Source organism: Flavobacterium saccharophilum, assembly GCF_900142735.1.
Lineage (GTDB): Bacteria > Bacteroidota > Bacteroidia > Flavobacteriales > Flavobacteriaceae > Flavobacterium > Flavobacterium saccharophilum.
This window is the reverse complement of the sequence record NZ_FRBY01000005.1, coordinates 372,772-390,790: the sequence shown is the minus strand read 5'-3', so window position 1 is coordinate 390,790 and position 18,019 is coordinate 372,772. Positions and strand designations below refer to the sequence as shown.

Annotated in this window: 12 protein-coding genes; 8 read left to right on the top strand and 4 right to left on the bottom strand. The window is 33.2% G+C overall.

Going from position 1 to position 18,019, the window contains the following annotated elements:
- Window positions 1-86: 86 nt before the first annotated feature.
- Window positions 87-1,970: a molecular chaperone HtpG gene (gene htpG, locus BUA98_RS17515; protein WP_072974656.1), complete on the bottom strand. Its 1,884-nt coding sequence runs from the start codon at window positions 1,968-1,970 to the stop codon at window positions 87-89.
- 201 nt (window positions 1,971-2,171) lie between these two features.
- Between htpG and BUA98_RS17510 the strand changes: the two genes are divergently transcribed.
- From BUA98_RS17510 to BUA98_RS17500, 3 genes are all read left to right on the top strand, one after another.
- Window positions 2,172-2,675 (top strand): lipocalin family protein, encoded by a 504-nt coding sequence (locus tag BUA98_RS17510; RefSeq protein WP_072974997.1) that lies wholly within the window; start codon window positions 2,172-2,174, stop codon window positions 2,673-2,675.
- Between the two features lie 17 nt (window positions 2,676-2,692).
- Window positions 2,693-3,388 carry a YiaD family glycine zipper/OmpA-like lipoprotein gene (locus tag BUA98_RS17505; protein ID WP_072974654.1) on the top strand — a complete coding sequence of 232 codons (696 nt, stop codon included), beginning with the start codon at window positions 2,693-2,695 and terminating at the stop codon, window positions 3,386-3,388.
- Window positions 3,389-3,494: 106 nt separating this feature from the next.
- Complete coding sequence (locus BUA98_RS17500) at window positions 3,495-4,445, top strand: ABC transporter ATP-binding protein (protein ID WP_072974653.1); 951 nt, start codon at window positions 3,495-3,497, stop codon at window positions 4,443-4,445.
- Between the two features lie 112 nt (window positions 4,446-4,557).
- Here BUA98_RS17500 and BUA98_RS17495 read toward each other — a convergent pair whose 3' ends face one another.
- Window positions 4,558-6,969 (bottom strand): S9 family peptidase, encoded by a 2,412-nt coding sequence (locus BUA98_RS17495; protein ID WP_072974651.1) that lies wholly within the window; start codon window positions 6,967-6,969, stop codon window positions 4,558-4,560.
- Between the two features lie 262 nt (window positions 6,970-7,231).
- Between BUA98_RS17495 and BUA98_RS17490 the strand changes: the two genes are divergently transcribed.
- Together BUA98_RS17490 and BUA98_RS17485 are read left to right on the top strand one after the other, a co-directional pair.
- Window positions 7,232-8,239 carry a 3-oxoacyl-ACP synthase III family protein gene (locus BUA98_RS17490; RefSeq protein ID WP_056195595.1) on the top strand — a complete coding sequence of 336 codons (1,008 nt, stop codon included), beginning with the start codon at window positions 7,232-7,234 and terminating at the stop codon, window positions 8,237-8,239.
- Between the two features lie 190 nt (window positions 8,240-8,429).
- Window positions 8,430-9,101, top strand: coding sequence for a copper homeostasis protein CutC (locus tag BUA98_RS17485; protein WP_072974650.1), 672 nt, complete (start codon window positions 8,430-8,432; stop codon window positions 9,099-9,101).
- 79 nt (window positions 9,102-9,180) lie between these two features.
- On the opposite strand, the gene BUA98_RS17480 is transcribed toward BUA98_RS17485, so the two are convergent.
- Entirely contained in the window at window positions 9,181-11,598 is a 2,418-nt protein-coding gene (locus BUA98_RS17480; protein WP_072974648.1) for a TonB-dependent receptor, read from the bottom strand.
- 325 nt (window positions 11,599-11,923) lie between these two features.
- Between BUA98_RS17480 and argS the strand changes: the two genes are divergently transcribed.
- Both argS and BUA98_RS17470 read left to right on the top strand, forming a co-directional pair.
- Complete coding sequence (gene argS / locus BUA98_RS17475) at window positions 11,924-13,702, top strand: arginine--tRNA ligase (protein ID WP_072974647.1); 1,779 nt, start codon at window positions 11,924-11,926, stop codon at window positions 13,700-13,702.
- Window positions 13,703-14,042: 340 nt separating this feature from the next.
- Window positions 14,043-14,753 carry a hypothetical protein gene (locus BUA98_RS17470; protein ID WP_072974645.1) on the top strand — a complete coding sequence of 237 codons (711 nt, stop codon included), beginning with the start codon at window positions 14,043-14,045 and terminating at the stop codon, window positions 14,751-14,753.
- A gap of 86 nt (window positions 14,754-14,839) precedes the next feature.
- On the opposite strand, the gene BUA98_RS17465 is transcribed toward BUA98_RS17470, so the two are convergent.
- Window positions 14,840-15,742, bottom strand: coding sequence for a DUF6607 family protein (locus tag BUA98_RS17465; protein WP_072974644.1), 903 nt, complete (start codon window positions 15,740-15,742; stop codon window positions 14,840-14,842).
- Between the two features lie 105 nt (window positions 15,743-15,847).
- Between BUA98_RS17465 and BUA98_RS17460 the strand changes: the two genes are divergently transcribed.
- A complete protein-coding gene (locus BUA98_RS17460) occupies window positions 15,848-17,998 on the top strand; it encodes a TonB-dependent receptor plug domain-containing protein (protein ID WP_072974642.1) in 2,151 nt (716 codons plus the stop codon).
- The last annotated feature ends 21 nt before the right edge of the window (window positions 17,999-18,019 follow it).

Sequence of the window (18,019 nt, the reverse complement as noted above, 5' to 3'; positions counted from 1 at the left end):
ATGTAATAAAAAAAATGAATTCCAATAAAAAAATCCTGTGAGTCAGACCCACAGGATTTTAGAAATTATTTTTTTTTGAAAAATCTTTATTTAATCATTTCAAAACTTCTTTTTACAAAAGCAGTTAAATCCTCACCTTTTAATAAGTTTTGAGATAATTTTGCTAAGTCTAAAGCTTGTTTCACCAGATGTTCCTGATGCGTTTTGTCTTCAGTATTAAGGATATTTGTTGCCAAATCAGAATTTGTGTTTACAACCAAATTGTACATTTCGGGCATATTTCCCATCCCAAACATTCCGCCACCGCCTGACTGACTCATTTCTTTCATTCTACGCATAAATTCTGGTTGCGTAATAATAAATGGAGCGGCTTGGCTATCCATAGCTTCTAATTGTACAGAATATGCTTTTGGAATATAAGCTTCTAATGAAGTTTTTAAGGTTTCTTTTTCTTCGTCAGATAATTTAGAAATTGTGTTTTCGTCTTTCTTGATTAAATTATCAATATGATCAGAATCCACGCGAACGAAAGTTAGATCTTTATTATCACCTTCAATTTTTTGAATCAAATGTGAAATAATTGGAGAGTCTAAAAGCAATACTTCGTATCCTTTTTCTTTTGCTGTTTCAATATAAGAGTGTTGTGCATCTTTGTTTCCAGCATAAAGAACTACTAGTTTTCCGTCTTTATCCGTTTGATTTTCTTTTAATTTCTCTTTTAATTCTTCTAAAGTAAAATACGTATCATCAACAGTTGGATACAATACAAATGCACCAGCTTTTTCGTAGAATTTATCTTCAGAAAGCATTCCATACTCTAAAACAATTTTAATATCGTTCCATTTTGCTTCAAAGTCAGCGCGATTTTCATTGAATAAAGCTTTTAGTTTATCGGCAACTTTACGAGTAATGTAGTTTGAGATTTTCTTCACTGCACCATCAGCCTGTAAACCTGAACGGGAAACATTCAACGGAATGTCCGGAGAATCAATCACACCTTTTAACATAGTTAAAAATTCAGGTACAATTCCTTCTACATTGTCTGTAACGTAAACCTGGTTTTGGTACAATTGAATTTTATCTTTCTGAATTTGCATATCTGAACCTAACTTAGGGAAGTATAAAATTCCAGTTAAGTTGAAAGGATAATCTACATTTAAATGGATGTTGAATAACGGTTCTTCAAACTGCATTGGGTATAATTCTCTGTAGAAGTTTTTATAATCTTCCTCAGATAACTCAGATGGCTGTTTTGTCCATGCCGGGTTTGGGTTGTTGATGATGTTATCAATTTCAACAGTTTCATTGATATAGTCTTCAGGAGCATCTTCCGGTTTTGGAAGTGTTTCTGTTTTTGTTCCGAATTTAATCGGAATAGGCATAAACTTATTGTACTTGTTTAATAAACCTGCAATTTTTGAATTTTCTAAAAACTCAAGAGAATCTTCAGCGATATGAAGAATGATTTCAGTACCTCGTGAAGTTTTGTCAGCTGGTTCTAAAGTAAATTCAGGGCTACCGTCACAAGTCCAGTGTGCAGCTGGTTCGTCTTTGTATGATTTTGTAAGGATTTCTACTTTCTCAGCAACCATAAAGGCAGAATAGAAACCAAGACCAAAGTGACCAATAATTCCAGAGTCTTTAGCAGAATCTTTGTATTTATCAAGGAATTCTTCAGCTCCGGAAAAAGCCACCTGATTGATGTATTTTTCTACTTCGTCAGCTGTCATACCTAAACCCTGATCGATAATGTGGATTTTTTTCCCTTCTTTATCAACTTTAATTTCAATTACGGGATTTCCGTATTCAACTTTAGCTTCGCCAATGCTAATAAGGTGTTTTAATTTTAAAGTAGCATCGGTTCCGTTTGAAACCAGCTCACGCAAGAAAATTTCGTGATCACTGTATAAGAACTTTTTGATTAAGGGAAAGATGTTTTCTACTGAAACATTAATTTTACCTGTTGTCATATTTTTTAATTTTTTAGTTTAATGAGATGATTGTCATTCCTTCAAATAGAATACCAATTGTTTTTTGGGTGACAAAATGACCGAAGTGTTAATTTTGAAAGAAAATAATTAGATTTTGGAACTGTTAATATTTCAATGAATCGTATATTTGTGGTACAGTAATTGTTAAACCTGTAAGTATTAACTTAAAAAATGTACAAAATGAAGAAAATTCTTTTCATTTGCATGATCGCCACAATGGTATTCGCGTGTAAATCAGCTTCGTCAACAACAGCTTCAACAGAAGCACCAACGCTTTCGACTAAACTTGACAAGTCGACTCAAGTAGCGCTTAAAGGAAATTGGGTCCTTACTAATGTATCTTACCCGGGTTCAGAGTATATCAAAGTAAATTCATTTGATCTTGCGGATTCTAAATGTTTTATTGGTAGTACCTGGAGTTTTATTTCAAACAATAACAAAGGTACAATGACATTAACAGCCCCAAGTTGTACAGCATTTACTTCTCCAATTGTTTGGAGTATCAATAATCAAGGGCTTTTTGTACTGAAAATTGTTAATCCTGGAACAAAATCAAAAAATGTTAAGGAAGGCTATTTACTAAAAGTTGCAGGTGTAACAGACAACTCTTTTGAGTTAATAGACAACATTAATGTAGGTGGACAAACTAAAGATGTTACTTACCAATTTCAAAGAGCCAATTAATATTAAAATATATACACATGAAAAAGATAACAGTTTTAGGGTTGAGTAGTTTGCTTGTATTAGTTAGTTTTTTTGCAAGCTGCGATTCAGTTAAAAATGCAAATAACACACAAAAAGGAGCCGGAATTGGAGTAGTTGCCGGTGGTCTTATTGGTGGTATTTTAGGAAATAATTTAGGAAAAGGCGGAAACGCTGCTTTAGGTGCTGCAATTGGTGCTGCCGTTGGTGGTGGAACCGGAGCGCTTATTGGAAACAAAATGGATAAACAAGCGCGTGAAATCGATCAGGCTTTACCTGGTGCAGATGTTGAAAGAGTAGGTGAAGGAATTCACTTAACTTTGAATGAAAATGCAGTTCGTTTTGATACAAATAAATCAACTTTGACTACTCAGGCAAAAGCTAATTTAGATAAATTAATCCCTGTATTTACTGAATACGGAGATACGAATATCGAAATTTTTGGTTACACAGATAATACTGGAAAACCAGAATACAATTTGACACTTTCAGGTCAAAGAGCTGCTTCTGTGCAGGCTTATTTAGTTTCAAAAGGATTAAAATCAAGCCGTTTCAAAACTTCAGGTTTAGGAATTGCTGATCCGATTGCAACAAATGATACTGCAGAGGGAAGAACTCAAAACCGTCGTGTTGAATTTGCTATTACAGCAAATGACAAAATGGTAAATGATGCTAAAACTGAAGCTGGTAAATAGTTTTAGAAAGCAATAAAAATTATTAAAAGCTGTTTCTTAATTGAAGCAGCTTTTTTTTTGACTTTAGAATTTAAACATTGTAAATTTGTACTCTCAAATACAACCCATGCTCGACATTCAGAATATTTCATTTTCATATACCGATAAACCTGTTATTAAAGACGTTTCTTTTACTATAAACAAAGGTGAAAACATTGCTATTATTGGCGAAAGTGGCTGCGGAAAAAGTACACTTCTTAAGCTTATGTATGGTTTGTTCGATTTAGATGAAGGCAAAATTTTTTATAATGAAAAACCAATTCTAGGGCCAAAATACAATTTGATTCCCGGAATGCCTTTTATGAAATACCTGGCGCAGGATTTTGATTTGTCGCCATATGAGACGGTTGCAGAAAATGTTGGAAAATTTCTTTCGAATGGTTTTGCTAACATGAAAAAATTGCGTGTTCAGGAATTATTAGAAATGGTCGAAATGGAATCGTTCTCTAATGTAAAAGCTAAATTTTTAAGTGGAGGACAACAACAGCGTGTCGCTTTGGTAAGAGTGTTAGCTTTGGAACCTGAAGTGATTTTACTTGACGAACCGTTTAGTCAAATCGATGCTTTTCGTAAAAATGCTTTACGCCGAAATTTGTTCCGATATTTAAAACAAAAGGGAATTACCTGTATCATTGCAACACACGATAGTACAGATGCATTATCGTTTGCTGATGAGGCGATTGTAATGAGAAATGGAGAAATTATAGTAAAAGATAATCCAACAAAGATTTACGAGGATCCTCAAACTAAATATGTAGCTTCATTATTTGGTGAAGTAAATGAAATACCAACTCATTTGATGCTTGACTATGAAGATGAAACTCATAAAACATTAGTTTATCCACATCAATTAAAAATGCTTTCAGAGTCTAAATTGCCTGTAAAAATCAGACGAACTTATTTTAGAGGAAATCATTTTCTGATTGAGACCGTTTATAAAAGACAATTAATCTTTTTTGAAAGTGAAATCGATCTTCCATTGGAACAGGAAATTTTCTTAGGCTTGAATTATCTTTAAATGAGATAATGTGCCAATTAGATAATTAGATAATTTTCTGGACCCTTAAAATAGCAAACCCGACAGTTTTTTTAAATCTGTCGGGTTTTTTATAACTACGCTAGTAGGTTGTCTAGTTTTTTAAATACTTCTCCAGAAACTGATCTTGTTCCCAAAGTAAGTGTAGAATGTTTTCTTTGGCAACATAACTGTGTGCTTCTTTTGGTAAAATAACCATTCTTGCATTTGCTCCTAAACCTTTTAAAGCCTGAAAATAACGTTCTGTCTGCAAAGTAAAAGTTCCGGGATTATTATCAGCTTCACCGTGAATTAGTAATAGTGGTGTTTTCATTTTGTCCGCATTCATAAAGGGAGACATTGTATTGTAAACTTCCGGAACTTCCCAATAGTTGCGTTGCTCTGTCTGGAATCCAAATGGAGTCAGTGTTCTGTTGTATGCGCCGCTTCTGGCAATTCCACATGCGAAAAGATTAGAATGTGTCAATAAATTTGCCGTCATAAAAGCACCGTAGGAATGTCCTCCAACTGCTACTTTTTTGCGATTAATATATCCTAAAGCATCTACTGCGTCAATTGCAGCGGCTGCGTTATCTACCAATTGAGAAATGAAATTGTCATTTGGTTCTGTTGTTCCTTCTCCAATAATAGGGAAAGCGGCATCGTCTAAAACTACATATCCTTTTGTTACCCAATAAACAAACGATCCATAATAAGGGAAAGTAAATTCATTTGAATTTTGAGTCGATTGTCCTGCACTGTTTTTGTCTTTGTATTCTGCCGGATAAGCCCAGATCAATAACGGTAATTTTTCTTTTTTTACTTTGTCATAACCTGCAGGCAAATATAAAGTTCCGGATAATTCAACTCCGTCTTTACGTTTGTATTTGATTACTTCTTTGCTGACATTTTTAATACTTTCAAACGGATTTTTGAAAGTAGTTATAGGCGTCAGACTGTTTTGTTTTTTGATGTTTCTGAAATAATAATTCGGATATTCATTCTTCGATTGAATCTGAACTAAAACTTTACCTGATTTGAAATCTTCAATTTCTAATAAATCTTCTTTTTTGTCTTTATATGGAGAAGTATAAATGCGTTTTGACTGATATGTTTTTAAATTGAACTGATCAATAAAAGGAAATTGGCCTTCTTTTGTATAACCATCTCCAATACGGTAAGCATTGTCATTCTCGATCGCTAAAACATATTTGTTGTATTCGTTTTTCTTAGTTTCAAAAACACCCGGATCTGAATAAACATCCTGAGAATTTCTGTCCGTAATTACTTTTGGCAGTTGTGCAGGATTTGACGGATTTATAACATACGTTTTAGTGTTACGCGTGTCATACCATTCGTCAGAAACCATTGCAATATTGTCATTCCCCCAAATAATATCGCTGAAACGCTGAGGTGTTTTTACCAGTGAAGTGGCATCGCTTGTAAAAGGAGCGTCCCACAGAAAAACTTCGTCTCTAAAATCAACTTTATTAGCTGGATCTCCTTCGTCTAAAGCTACAGCATAATATAAAGTCGCTGGTTTATCCGTTCTCCATGCCATATCTCTTTTTCCCTTTCTAACGGCCATGAAACCTTTAGGGATAACTTCGTTAAGCGGAACTTCGTTTACCGTTTTAATTTCTTTTCCTCTCGCATCATAAACAATAGTTTTAGAAGGGAATCTGTATAAAGGAACCACATATGAAAATGGTTTTTGAATCGTAGTTAGCATAATAAAATTTCCGTCTGGAGAAATCTTTTCGCCAAAATACATGGCTGCATCTTTAAATAAAGTGGCAGTTCCGCTTAAATTTACTTTGTATAATTCAGATGTAGTGATGTTCTCAAAGTTGATTTCATCATTCTGATTTTTCAGCATATCAGGATAAGTTCTGTTCTGAGATTTTGTTCCGGATGTGTTTGAGATAATCGGTCCGGTTGGTAAATCTTTTTTAGAATCTAATAATGGTTTTCTGTCTTTCGGAAGCATTTTTACCAAAATCGTTTCATTGTCTAAAAACCAGTTAAACGGATTTCCTAAATTAGCGTTTACAGTTGCTTCTGTAAGTTTTGTGGCTTGAGCCGCTGCAACATCTAAAACCCATAGTTCAACACCAGAAGCCGTCGTGTGTGAGAATGCGATTTTTTTATCATTTGGAGACCAGAGAATATTGCTTATTTTAGGATTGGCTGGTAAGCCAGCAACCTGTACTTCTTCTTTGCCACTAACTTTTCGAACTTTTAAATTATTTAAATACGTAACTGTACTTGAAATATTAGTTATAGGATTAATTCTCAAACCTCCCAAACGAAGCTCTTCCTGATTTAAATCGTCCAGTGTTTTGTATGTGCTCCTATACATGAACAGCATGTATTCTTTTTTAGTATCCATTGATACGCTAGGAGCCCTTTCGTAATCAGCTAAATCTAAAATAGATTTCGATGGTTTTTGGTAGGTTAAATTTTCTTGCGCAAAAGCAAAAAAGCCAACATTTAAGAATAATAATAGTGTAACCTTTAATTTCATAATTTGAATTTTAGTGGTTTAAAATGGTATTCAGGATGTTTGACTAAAGTACTTAAATAATGTTACACTAATTTTGGTGTCTTTTAATAGTTTTGAGGTTTTTATGGTAAAAACTGTTTTTTTTATCAATAAAAGGAGATTATCTAATATATAATTAAACTATATTAAATTGCTAATAACGAAAAAAATAGTAATTTGGGCGCTTATGTTTTAAAGTATACGTAAATTTGCAATCCAATTTTTTAACAAACAATAAAAGAATATGTATCATTCAAAAATAGCGGGCTTAGGATATTATGTTCCTTCAAATGTTGTGACCAACGATGATTTGTCTAAATTAATTGATACTAATGACGAATGGATTCAGGAACGTACCGGAATTCAGGAGCGCAGACACATCATTCGTGGAGAGGATACCACAACTTCAATGGGAGTAAAAGCAGCTAAAATTGCGATAGAACGTTCTGGCGTAGCCAAAGAAGATATTGATTTTGTAGTTTTTGCTACATTAAGTCCTGATTACTATTTTCCAGGTCCCGGAGTTTTAGTACAACGCGATTTAGGATTAAGAACAGTTGGAGCATTAGATGTAAGAAACCAATGTTCTGGTTTTGTTTATGCCATTTCTGTTGCAGATCAATACATTAAAACCGGAATGTATAAAAACATTTTGGTAATTGGTTCTGAAGTGCATTCAACCGGATTAGACATGACAACACGCGGACGCGGAGTATCGGTAATTTTTGGAGATGGGGCAGGAGCGGCAGTTTTAAGTCGTGAAGAAGATTTATCAAAAGGTATTTTATCAACGCATTTACATTCAGAAGGGCAACACGCTGAGGAATTAGCTTTGCAGGCACCAGGAATGGGAGCACGTTGGGTAACTGATATTATTGCTGATAATGATCCAAATGATGAAAGTTATTATCCGTATATGAATGGACAATTTGTATTTAAAAATGCAGTGGTTCGTTTTGCAGAGGTAATCAACGAAGGTTTAGAAGCAAACGGTTTACAGGTTTCGGATATTGATATGTTGATTCCGCATCAGGCGAATTTGAGAATCTCACAATTCATTCAGAATAAATTCAAATTAACGGATGATCAGGTTCATAATAATATCCAGAAATACGGAAACACAACCGCAGCGTCTATTCCGATCGCTCTAACAGAAGCTTGGGAACAAGGGAAAATCAAATCTGGCGATACAGTTGTTTTAGCTGCTTTCGGAAGTGGTTTCACTTGGGCGAGTGCTATTATTAAATGGTAAATTAATTCATCTTGCATTATATTTAAAACCTGCTCTGTTAAGAGCGGGTTTTTTTATAATTTAGTGTTGTCTTATTTAGTCTATGTCATTGCAAGGAACGAAGCAATCTTGTTGCTAAGTCTACAAAAAGTAGTGAGGTTGCTTCGTTCCTCGCAATGACAAACTTTGAGAAAATATAATTGAATCAAAAATGAAAAAAAATCAACTCGAAATAGCATGTTTCAATTACGAATCTGCCATAATCGCTCAGGAAGCTGGTGCGGACCGAATCGAATTATGTGATAATATGAAACTTGGCGGAACAACGCCAAATCCAATTTTAGCGGTTAGAGTGCGCGAAAAGTTATCTATAAAAATGCACGTTATTATCAGGCCTCGCGGTGGGAATTTTGTTTACACAGATGATGAGTTTGTCGAAATGAAACAAGATATTAAACAGTTTAAAAAACTAGGAGTAGATGGTTTTGTTTTTGGTATTTTAAAGGAGAACGGAAATGTAAATAAGAGACGCAATAAAGAATTGGTTAATATGGCTCATCCGCTTCCGTGTACCTTTCATCGTGCCTTTGACGTTGTAAAAGATGTCAAAAAATCGCTCAAAGATGTAATTGAATGTGGTTTTGCATCTATTTTGACTTCAGGCCAGGGAATAAATGTTGAAGAAGGGATATTTGATTTGGAAAAAATTCAAAAATGGGCCAAAGATAAAATTGAGATCATGCCCGGTGGAGGTTTAAGATCGTCTAATATTAAATTATTGCAGGACAAATTGGAACCTACTTTTTATCATTCATCGGCCATAACAGACAACTCGGAAACTGCAAATCCTGAAGAAATAAAAGAATTGCGAAACTTTTTATAAAATAGAAAAGCCTGGAGTTGGCATACTCCAGGCTTTTCTTTTCTACAAGAACTATTAAAATCTACTAATAAAAGCGGGATTAAAACATTCCACCACCACCTTGATTAGTGTTATTTTCTCTTTGTTTACGTTGTAAGTTTTTGATTTTTCCGCCACCAAAGTTATAGGTTAAACCTACATATACGGTTTGGCTTTCCCATGAAAACTGTCCTGTTTGCGGATAAGGATAAATACCGTCAAAAGAATATTTCATGGTATTGAAAACGTCATTAAAACGTACACTTATGTTCATCTTGTTGTCTAACAATGTATAGCGTGAACCAATGTCTATTTTGTACATTTCATTTCTTTTTTGTTGAATTTCATCAACTGGACCTCTGAAAAAACCGAATAATAAAAAGCTTAAACGTTTTGTTGGTTTGAAGTTTGAGTTCATACGCGCATTAAATGCAGCTGTTGTAACACTTCTTTGAAGTGGTGAGCTTGTACTTGTTACAGGATCAAATTCAAAAACTACACCTTCTTGCTTAATGCTCGAAAAATCGATAGACGGCTGAATATCCCACCATTTTGTAAGTTTATAATTTAATGAAACATCAAAACCATAAGCACTGTTGTGATCAAAATTTGTGAAACTTAGAATTTGTTTGTATCCTGAAGGATCATTCGGATCCGGACTTAAAGTTCTGCTGATTTGATCATTGATGCTTCTTACAAAAACTCCTGCAGTGACACTTCCTTTTTCAAGTGTTTTAGTGTAATTTACTTCAACAGAATTTGTAAACTGAGGTCTTAATTCAGGATTTCCGTAAGATGTTACTAACGGAGTAGAGAATTCACGAATTGGTTTTGTCTGCTCTAAACTCGGACGGTCAACACGACGACTGTAGCTTAATTGTAGTACATTTTTCTCATTCAGGTTATATGTTAAATAAGCCGATGGATATAAAGTAATATAATCATCATTAAATTTGTCCTGGCCATGATTTAAATTAGCAACAACTTTATAACTCTCAAAACGAGTTCCTACCTGATAGCTGAATTTTTTGAATTTCTGACCAAAAGTTACATAGGCAGAATAAATATCAGTGTCATACGTATAATTAGAAATCCTGTCTTCAGGAGCCACTAAAGGATTTTCAGTATTATAATCGTTATTTGTTCTTGTTATTCTGGCTTCAGCGCCAGCTTCAAGTGTTGTTTTGTCATTTAACGGATTTACATAATCAATGTTTAAAGTACTAAGTTTTCTTTCATCATTAATAAAATCATTATACACAATGTCACTTGATGTATTGTCAGGTTTAGTTGTTTGAGTATCAAAATTTGAATTTTGAATCTCTTTAGTATCACTGTAGTTCCCTTCAAAATCTAAAGTATGTCCTTCCTTTTTAAAGATATGTTTGTAAGCTAAATTGTAAGTTCCGGTTGTACTTGGACCGTGGTATTTAGAATCTTGGTAGATGTTTAAAATGTTTGGATCACCGTTATTGTAATTAATATCTGTTAGTACAATTCCGGTTCCGGTAGATTTATTTTGGTTGGTATAAAATGACAAAGTATTGTTGTCATTGATTAAATAATCCATACCAATTTTATACAGGTAATTATCATTATCATTTGAAATGTCTAATTTTTGATCTACCGGTTGGTCTAGTCGCACAATATGACCTTCATTTTGATAAGTACCAAAATTTTGTCCTGCGTTTCCAAAGAAATTTACTTTTCCGGTTTTATAATTCAAATCTAAAGATTGATTGTATTTTGCTGTTTTTCCAAAAGTGATACCACCGCTATAGCTTCCGTTGAAACCAGTGTTAGCATTTTTGTGTAAAATAATGTTGATGATTCCCGACATTCCTTCCGGATTGTATTTGGCGCTTGGGTTTGTAATCAACTCAATTTTTTTGATAGAAGTTGATGGAATTTGTTTTAACAATTGAGCAGGATCAATATTTGATGGTCTTCCGTCAATTAATACACGTACATTATCGTTTCCACGAAGTGAAAGTTTTCCGTCCTGATCTACGTTTACTGATGGAATGTTACTCATAATATCAGATGCAGAAGCTCCGGCTGTTGTCAAATCTTTACCTACAGTAATTACTTTTCGGTCAATTTTTTGTTCCATTGTTGAACGCTCAGCTACGATATTTACACCTTTAAGCTGAGTAGCTTCTTCTTCAAGAGAAACATTCACGGTTACAGTTTTTTTATTGTCGCTTAAAATTACTGAACCGATGTATTTTCGAAACCCAATATATTGAATCTCGATTGTATAACTTTTTAAAGCTAAATTTTTAATTGTAAAGTCCCCGTTGTCATCTGTGTTTACTCCTGAAACTACTTTTCCGTTGTCTTTAATAGAAACAGTAGCGTAAGAAATAGGCGCGTTATTCGATTTTTCAGAGATTTTTCCAGACACTGTTCCTGTGTTCTGTGCCTGAGCTGTTGCGATTACTCCCAGTAATGCGAACAGAAAGAGTTTTAATTTCATAATAGTACTAGTTGATTATTTTGATTTGATTGATGATGATTGTTTATTTTGTTTTTGTTAGATTTTTTTGGCTTCAAACGAATTCAAAGTTCCTATTAAGACTCTTTTATCATCGATATGTTACAGAATAAAATGAATAAAATATCTTTTTTGTTTTATTAGTTCTGTTTTGTAGGAGATTAGCATTTTAATTTTTTGATAATTTTAACATTCTATTTAAAGTGATTTTTAAGAAATTCTAAGTGTTTTGTTCAATTTTATATGTTTTTCATTTTCTGTAATTGATGAATAAGCAGTATCTTTGCTCACTTTAAAATAAGTTTACATGTCATTATCACAAATTCTTACACCTTCTATACAAAGCGCCATTCAGTCATTATTTGATGTTACTGTTGATAAAATCGAATTTCAAACAACACGAAAAGAGTTTGAAGGCGATATTACAATGGTAATTTTTCCATTGCTGAAAGTGATTAAAAGCAATCCAGTAGAACTTGGAAGTAAAATTGGAAATTATTTAGTTGAAAATGTTTCTGAGGTTGCCCGCTTTAATGTGGTTTCAGGTTTCCTGAACATTGTAATTGCAGACAGTTATTATTTGAATTTCTTTAATGAAATAAAAGACAATACAAAGTTTGGCTATGTAACGCCAAACCCTGAGGATAAAGCTATAATGGTGGAGTATTCTTCACCAAATACAAATAAACCTTTACACTTAGGTCACGTTCGTAATAATTTGTTAGGATATTCTGTGGCAGAAATTATTAAAGCTTCTGGTAAAAAAGTATACAAAACGCAAATCATCAACGATCGTGGAATCCATATTTGTAAATCTATGTTGGCCTGGGAAAAATTTGGAAATGGAGAAACTCCTGAAAGTTCAAATTTAAAAGGTGATAAATTAGTTGGTAAATATTATGTGGAGTTTGATAAAGCTTACAAAGCAGAAATCAGCCAATTGATTGAAACCGGAAAAACGGAAGAAGAAGCAAAAAAACAAGCGCCTATTATTGTTGAAGCACAAGATATGCTTAAAAAATGGGAGGCTGGTGATGAAAAAGTAATAGAGCTTTGGAAAATGATGAACCAATGGGTTTATGATGGTTTTGCTACAACGTACAATAATCTTGGAGTTAATTTTGATCGTTACTATTACGAAAGCAATACCTATTTATTAGGAAAAGATGTCGTTCAAGTTGGTCTTGATAAAGGTGTTTTTGAAAAAGATCCTGACGGTTCAGTTTGGATAGATTTGACAGATGAAGGTTTGGATCGTAAAATCGTATTACGTTCTGACGGAACTGCGGTTTATATGACACAAGATATTGGAACTGCCATTCAACGTGTAAAAGATATGCCAGATGTTGGTGGTATGGTTTATACGGTTGGAAACGAGCAGGATTATCACTTTAAAGTTTTATTCTTAATTCTGAAAAAATTAGGTTTTGACTGGGCTTCAAGCTTATATCATTTATCATACGGAATGGTTGATTTGCCATCAGGAAAAATGAAAAGCCGTGAAGGAACTGTTGTAGATGCTGATGATTTGATGCAGGATATGACCGATACAGCAAAACAAATTTCTGAAGATTTAGGAAAATTAGAAAGTTATTCTGCAGAGGAAAAAGCAAAGTTGTACAAGACAATTGGTCTTGGCGCCTTGAAATACTACATTTTAAAAGTAGATCCTAAAAAACGTATTTTATTTAATCCGGAAGAATCGGTAGATTTTGCTGGAAATACAGGTCCGTTTATTCAATACACATACGCGAGAATTCGATCGATTATCCGTAAAGCTGATTTTGATTTTTCAGCAAAAACAAATACAGAAGAGCTTCACGAAAAAGAAAAAGAATTGGTAAAACAAATCGAACTTTTTCCTGAAGTAATTCAAAATGCAGCACAAAATCATAGTCCGGCTTTGATTGCAAATTATACTTATGATTTGGTAAAAGAATACAATTCATTCTATCAATCGGTGCATATTTTAGGAGAAGTAGATTTAACTAAAAAGATTTTCAGAGTACAGCTTTCGCAAAAAGTTGCCGAAGTTATAAAATCTGCTTTAACATTATTAGGAATAGAAGTTCCGGAGAGAATGTAAACGTTTGAACATAAAAGTAAAGAGCCGATAATTTAATTGTCGGCTCTTTTTTTATATCCTATTATCAGTTGCAGTTAACACATTAACGCATTTATAAAAGAGTAAAAGAAATAAATTATAATGAATTGGTTAAGGATTTGTTAAGCTGAATTTTCTTCTAAAAATATTGGTTTTAGATTTGCAGATGTGAATTTTATACTTATGTTTACAGTAAGAAAATGATTTATAAAAATACCATGATAAGCCATTAAACAAAGGAGATCCCCAGATCTTTTATGCTTTAAATAATCGAGGAAGCTGAAAATCGTAAGAGTAAGCAAAACCAAAAACATGAAAAATAATGATTAAAAAACCTTTTTTAGTATTAGCATTTTTATTTGCGCTAAATACAATGAATGCACAGGAATTAGTTGCACCTTCTTATGGTTTTTCTCACAGTGAAACAGCCTACATCACTTTGGCAGACGGTACAGAAATCAATGGAACAATTAAAGATATTGACCGAGATGAAGGGTTAATAGAATTTATAAAACTACAAGACGGAGCGGGGAAAAAACATAAATTGAAACCGGAAGATATTAAATTCATGTATTTGCCGCCAAGTGGACTTGATAATTTGGGTAAAAAATTAAATTTTGCTTCTGATTTCAAAAAATGGAATGATGAAAAATTAAACCAAACTTATTTAAATGATGGTTATGCCTATTTTGAAACTGCCGATGTAAAGATTAAAAAGAAAAATAGTAAATTGTTAATGCAGTTACTTAATCCATCATTTAGTAAAGAATTTAGAATTTATTGTGATCCTTATGCAAAAAAAACAACTTCATTGGGAGTTGGAGGAGTTAAATTTGTAGGCGGGGATATTAAATCTTTCTATGTAGCAAAAAAGAATGAACCGGCATTTTTACTTAAGAAAAAAGATTACAAAAAAGAATTTGTACCATTATGGAAAAGCTGTGATAAAGTAATCGCAGAAAATCCTGAACCAAAATGGACAGATTTTACAAAACATGTTGTTACTTATTCTGAGTGCGCAGAATCAAAATAATTGTTTTGTAAACTAAAAGATATAGAATAAAAAAAGCCGATAGCATTAAAAACTATCGGCTTTTTTACAACTAACACAAACCATTTTTATTTTACGAACTTGTCGATAATTTTGTCTGTTTCCGCTTTTGAAGCGTCTGGTTTTAGATCAAACAAAAGCGAATACAATGCTTTTCGATCCACTTTAGCTTCTAAGTTTAAGTCTTGGTGTCTGTCAAACAGCGTTTGCCATTTGTCTCGAACATTTTTCCAAAGTGCATTATTTTCCTTCCACCATTTTTGGGCAGCAGCACATTTACTATCCGGAACTTTAGTATAAACATCAAATCCTTTTTCTTGTGCTAACAATACATCTTTTCCACTGTCATCTCTAACCAGTTTGTCATTGTCTTGCTCATGATTCCATCCAGTAGAAGTGATTTCATGAATATTTCTTCTTTTCAAAACGTTATAGTCATTACGTTTTGTTTGCTCTCTTCTTGGTAGAGGAGCATCAGCAACATTAGCCCAGTAATCTTTTCCGTCAACATGTACCCATGTCGATGATCCTTCATATCTCGGACTATCATCTACCTGATATACTTTTTGAGTCCATTGTCCTTTTACCGCTTTCTTATCTAATTTTTGGTATTTCCAGGATGTTCCTTTATTGAATGAATATAAGTCTGTGTTTTCAAAAAGCCAATCTTGTCTCCAGTGTTTAATGATCATATCGTCACTCACAATCAACAAGTGCTGCATTACGATTTTATTTGGTGTGTCTTCCAGTAATTCAACCCATTCCAAAGCAGACTCGTGTTTAGTCTCTGATGGCTTGTAAGTAAGAGTATCTTTTGAATATTGAAAAGTTTCAGTAAAATTAAATTTCACTTCATAACAACCACACATTGATTTGATCGATTTGATGTCTTGTTGTTTTTTATCCTGGCTAAAACCAAGAGTACAAGTCAAAGCCGTTACGGCCGAAAAGAAGAGGCTTTTTGTAATCATAACTTATTGTTTTGTTTTTAAATTTTTTTGCAAATATATAAATTTTATTTAGAACAAATAAAAATAGTTATATATTTGCAGTCTTATTCAGACTCAATAAAAATAATGAAAATTAAAATTACTCTTTTTATAGCCGTTCTTTTTTGCCAAAGTTCTTTTGCACAGCAAGATAGTATAGCATCAAAAGAAAAGCTTTCGGAAGTAGTTGTTACAGGACAATTAGAACCACAATCGATTAAGAAATCGGTATTTAACGTTCGCGTTATTTCAAAAGAAGATATTAAACAATTAGCAGCAAATAATCTTTCAGATGTTCTTAATCAATATCTAAATATTACTGTTCAAAATAGTGGAAGTGACGGTCGTTCGACAGTTTCTATGTTCGGCCTAGATTCGCAATATTTTAAAATATTAGTAGATAACATACCATTAGTAAGTGACACTGGAATGGGAACGAATGTAGATTTAACTCAGGTTAATCTTGATGACGTTGAACGCATTGAGATTATTGAAGGTTCGATGGGAGTTACTCATGGAGCAAATGCTGTTAGCGGTATCTTAAATATTATTACTAAAAAAGGCGGACCTCATAAATGGGATATTAGTGCGACTGTTCAGGAAGAAACAGTGGGTAATGAATATTCGCTTAGTGATAAGGGACGACATATTCAGTCTGCAAAAGTTGGGCATAATTTTAATGATAATTGGTTTATTAATGTTGGCGGCAATCATAATAATTTTGAAGGTTTTTATGATGATAAGCAAGGAAAAGACTATAGCGTAAATGACGGTTTAAGAGGATACAGCTGGCTTCCAAAAGAACAATGGGTTGGAAATGCCACGTTAGGATATCAAAAAACTAATTTTAAGATCTTTTACAAATTTGATTATTATGGAGAAAATGTGGATTATTATAGTCCAATAGCAATTCCTCAGGATAATTATCCTTTTCCGGAAACCTATTTCTCAAGAGATAAACGTTATCTAACAAATCGTTTTTATCACCATTTGAATGCAAACGGAAAACTTTTTTCTAAATTAAATTATAATGTTTCAATGTCACATCAAAAACAGGAAAGAGATGCTGAGTTGTTTGATTATCAGTTAGAAACGAAGGAAGAGTCAAATAATAACAGATTTACCTACCAATCAAAGGAAGTTTTATATTCGACAGGAACATTGAGTAATTTTTTTAACAATAAGAAAGTTGATTTTCAATTGGGATATGAAATTACAAATGAAAATGGTTTTTACAGTGGTGCTGCGGGAACCTTCTTAGATAATGTACTGCAATCTGTAGACGTTAGGAAGAGATTAGAAAATTATGACATTTTTACAGTTGCCGAAATTAGCTTATCAGATAAATTTTCAATTCGCCCAGGACTTCGTTATTCAATTCAAACTGCTTTTAAAGATCAATATGCTAGTTCTTTAGGTGTACGTTATCTTTTCAAAAAAGGATTAGAAGCTAGAGCTTCACTTGGAAAATCTTATCGTACACCAAATTTTGATGAGTTATATACTTATTTCGTTGACTCTAATCATAACGTACAGGGAAATGCGAATTTAGTTCCGGAAAATAGTACTTCATACGAAGTGAGTTTTAAAAGACTCTGCAATTTTAAGTCTGGTGCACAGGTTGCTAATAATGTAGCGGTAACTTTTTTAGACGTTGATGACAGAATCGATATGGTATTGACACAAATTACGCCCTCTAAATACAAGTACATAAATATTAATAAATATAAAATGTGGAATATTTCGACAACTGAACAGTTCGCTTACAAAAACTGGAATTTAAAAATTGGAGCGGCTTTAGTTGGAATTTCACAAAAACTTGATTTGGCAGAATTGAATATTACTTCAGATGATAAATACTTGTATTCGATACAGTTAAATTCTAGTGTTTCGTATAATATTCCTAAATGGAATACACTATTTGCACTTTATTATAAATATAATGGACAGCAACAGCAATTTGCAGCCGGAACTGATGGAAACGGCAATGCTGAATTTTATTTAAACGAAATAAAACCATACAGTTGGATGGATGCTTCGGTTCGAAAAAACTTTTTTAATAATCAATTTGAAGTAACTGTAGGAGCTCGCAACTTGTTTAATGTTACAGATGTACAAATTACACAAGGCGGTGGCGGGTCAACTGGCGGTGCACATGGAGGTGGAGTCTCTGCCATGATGCTTGGCTATGGACGCTCTTATTTTCTTAAACTTACATATAACCTAAATTTTAATTAATATATAAATACCTTAAATACC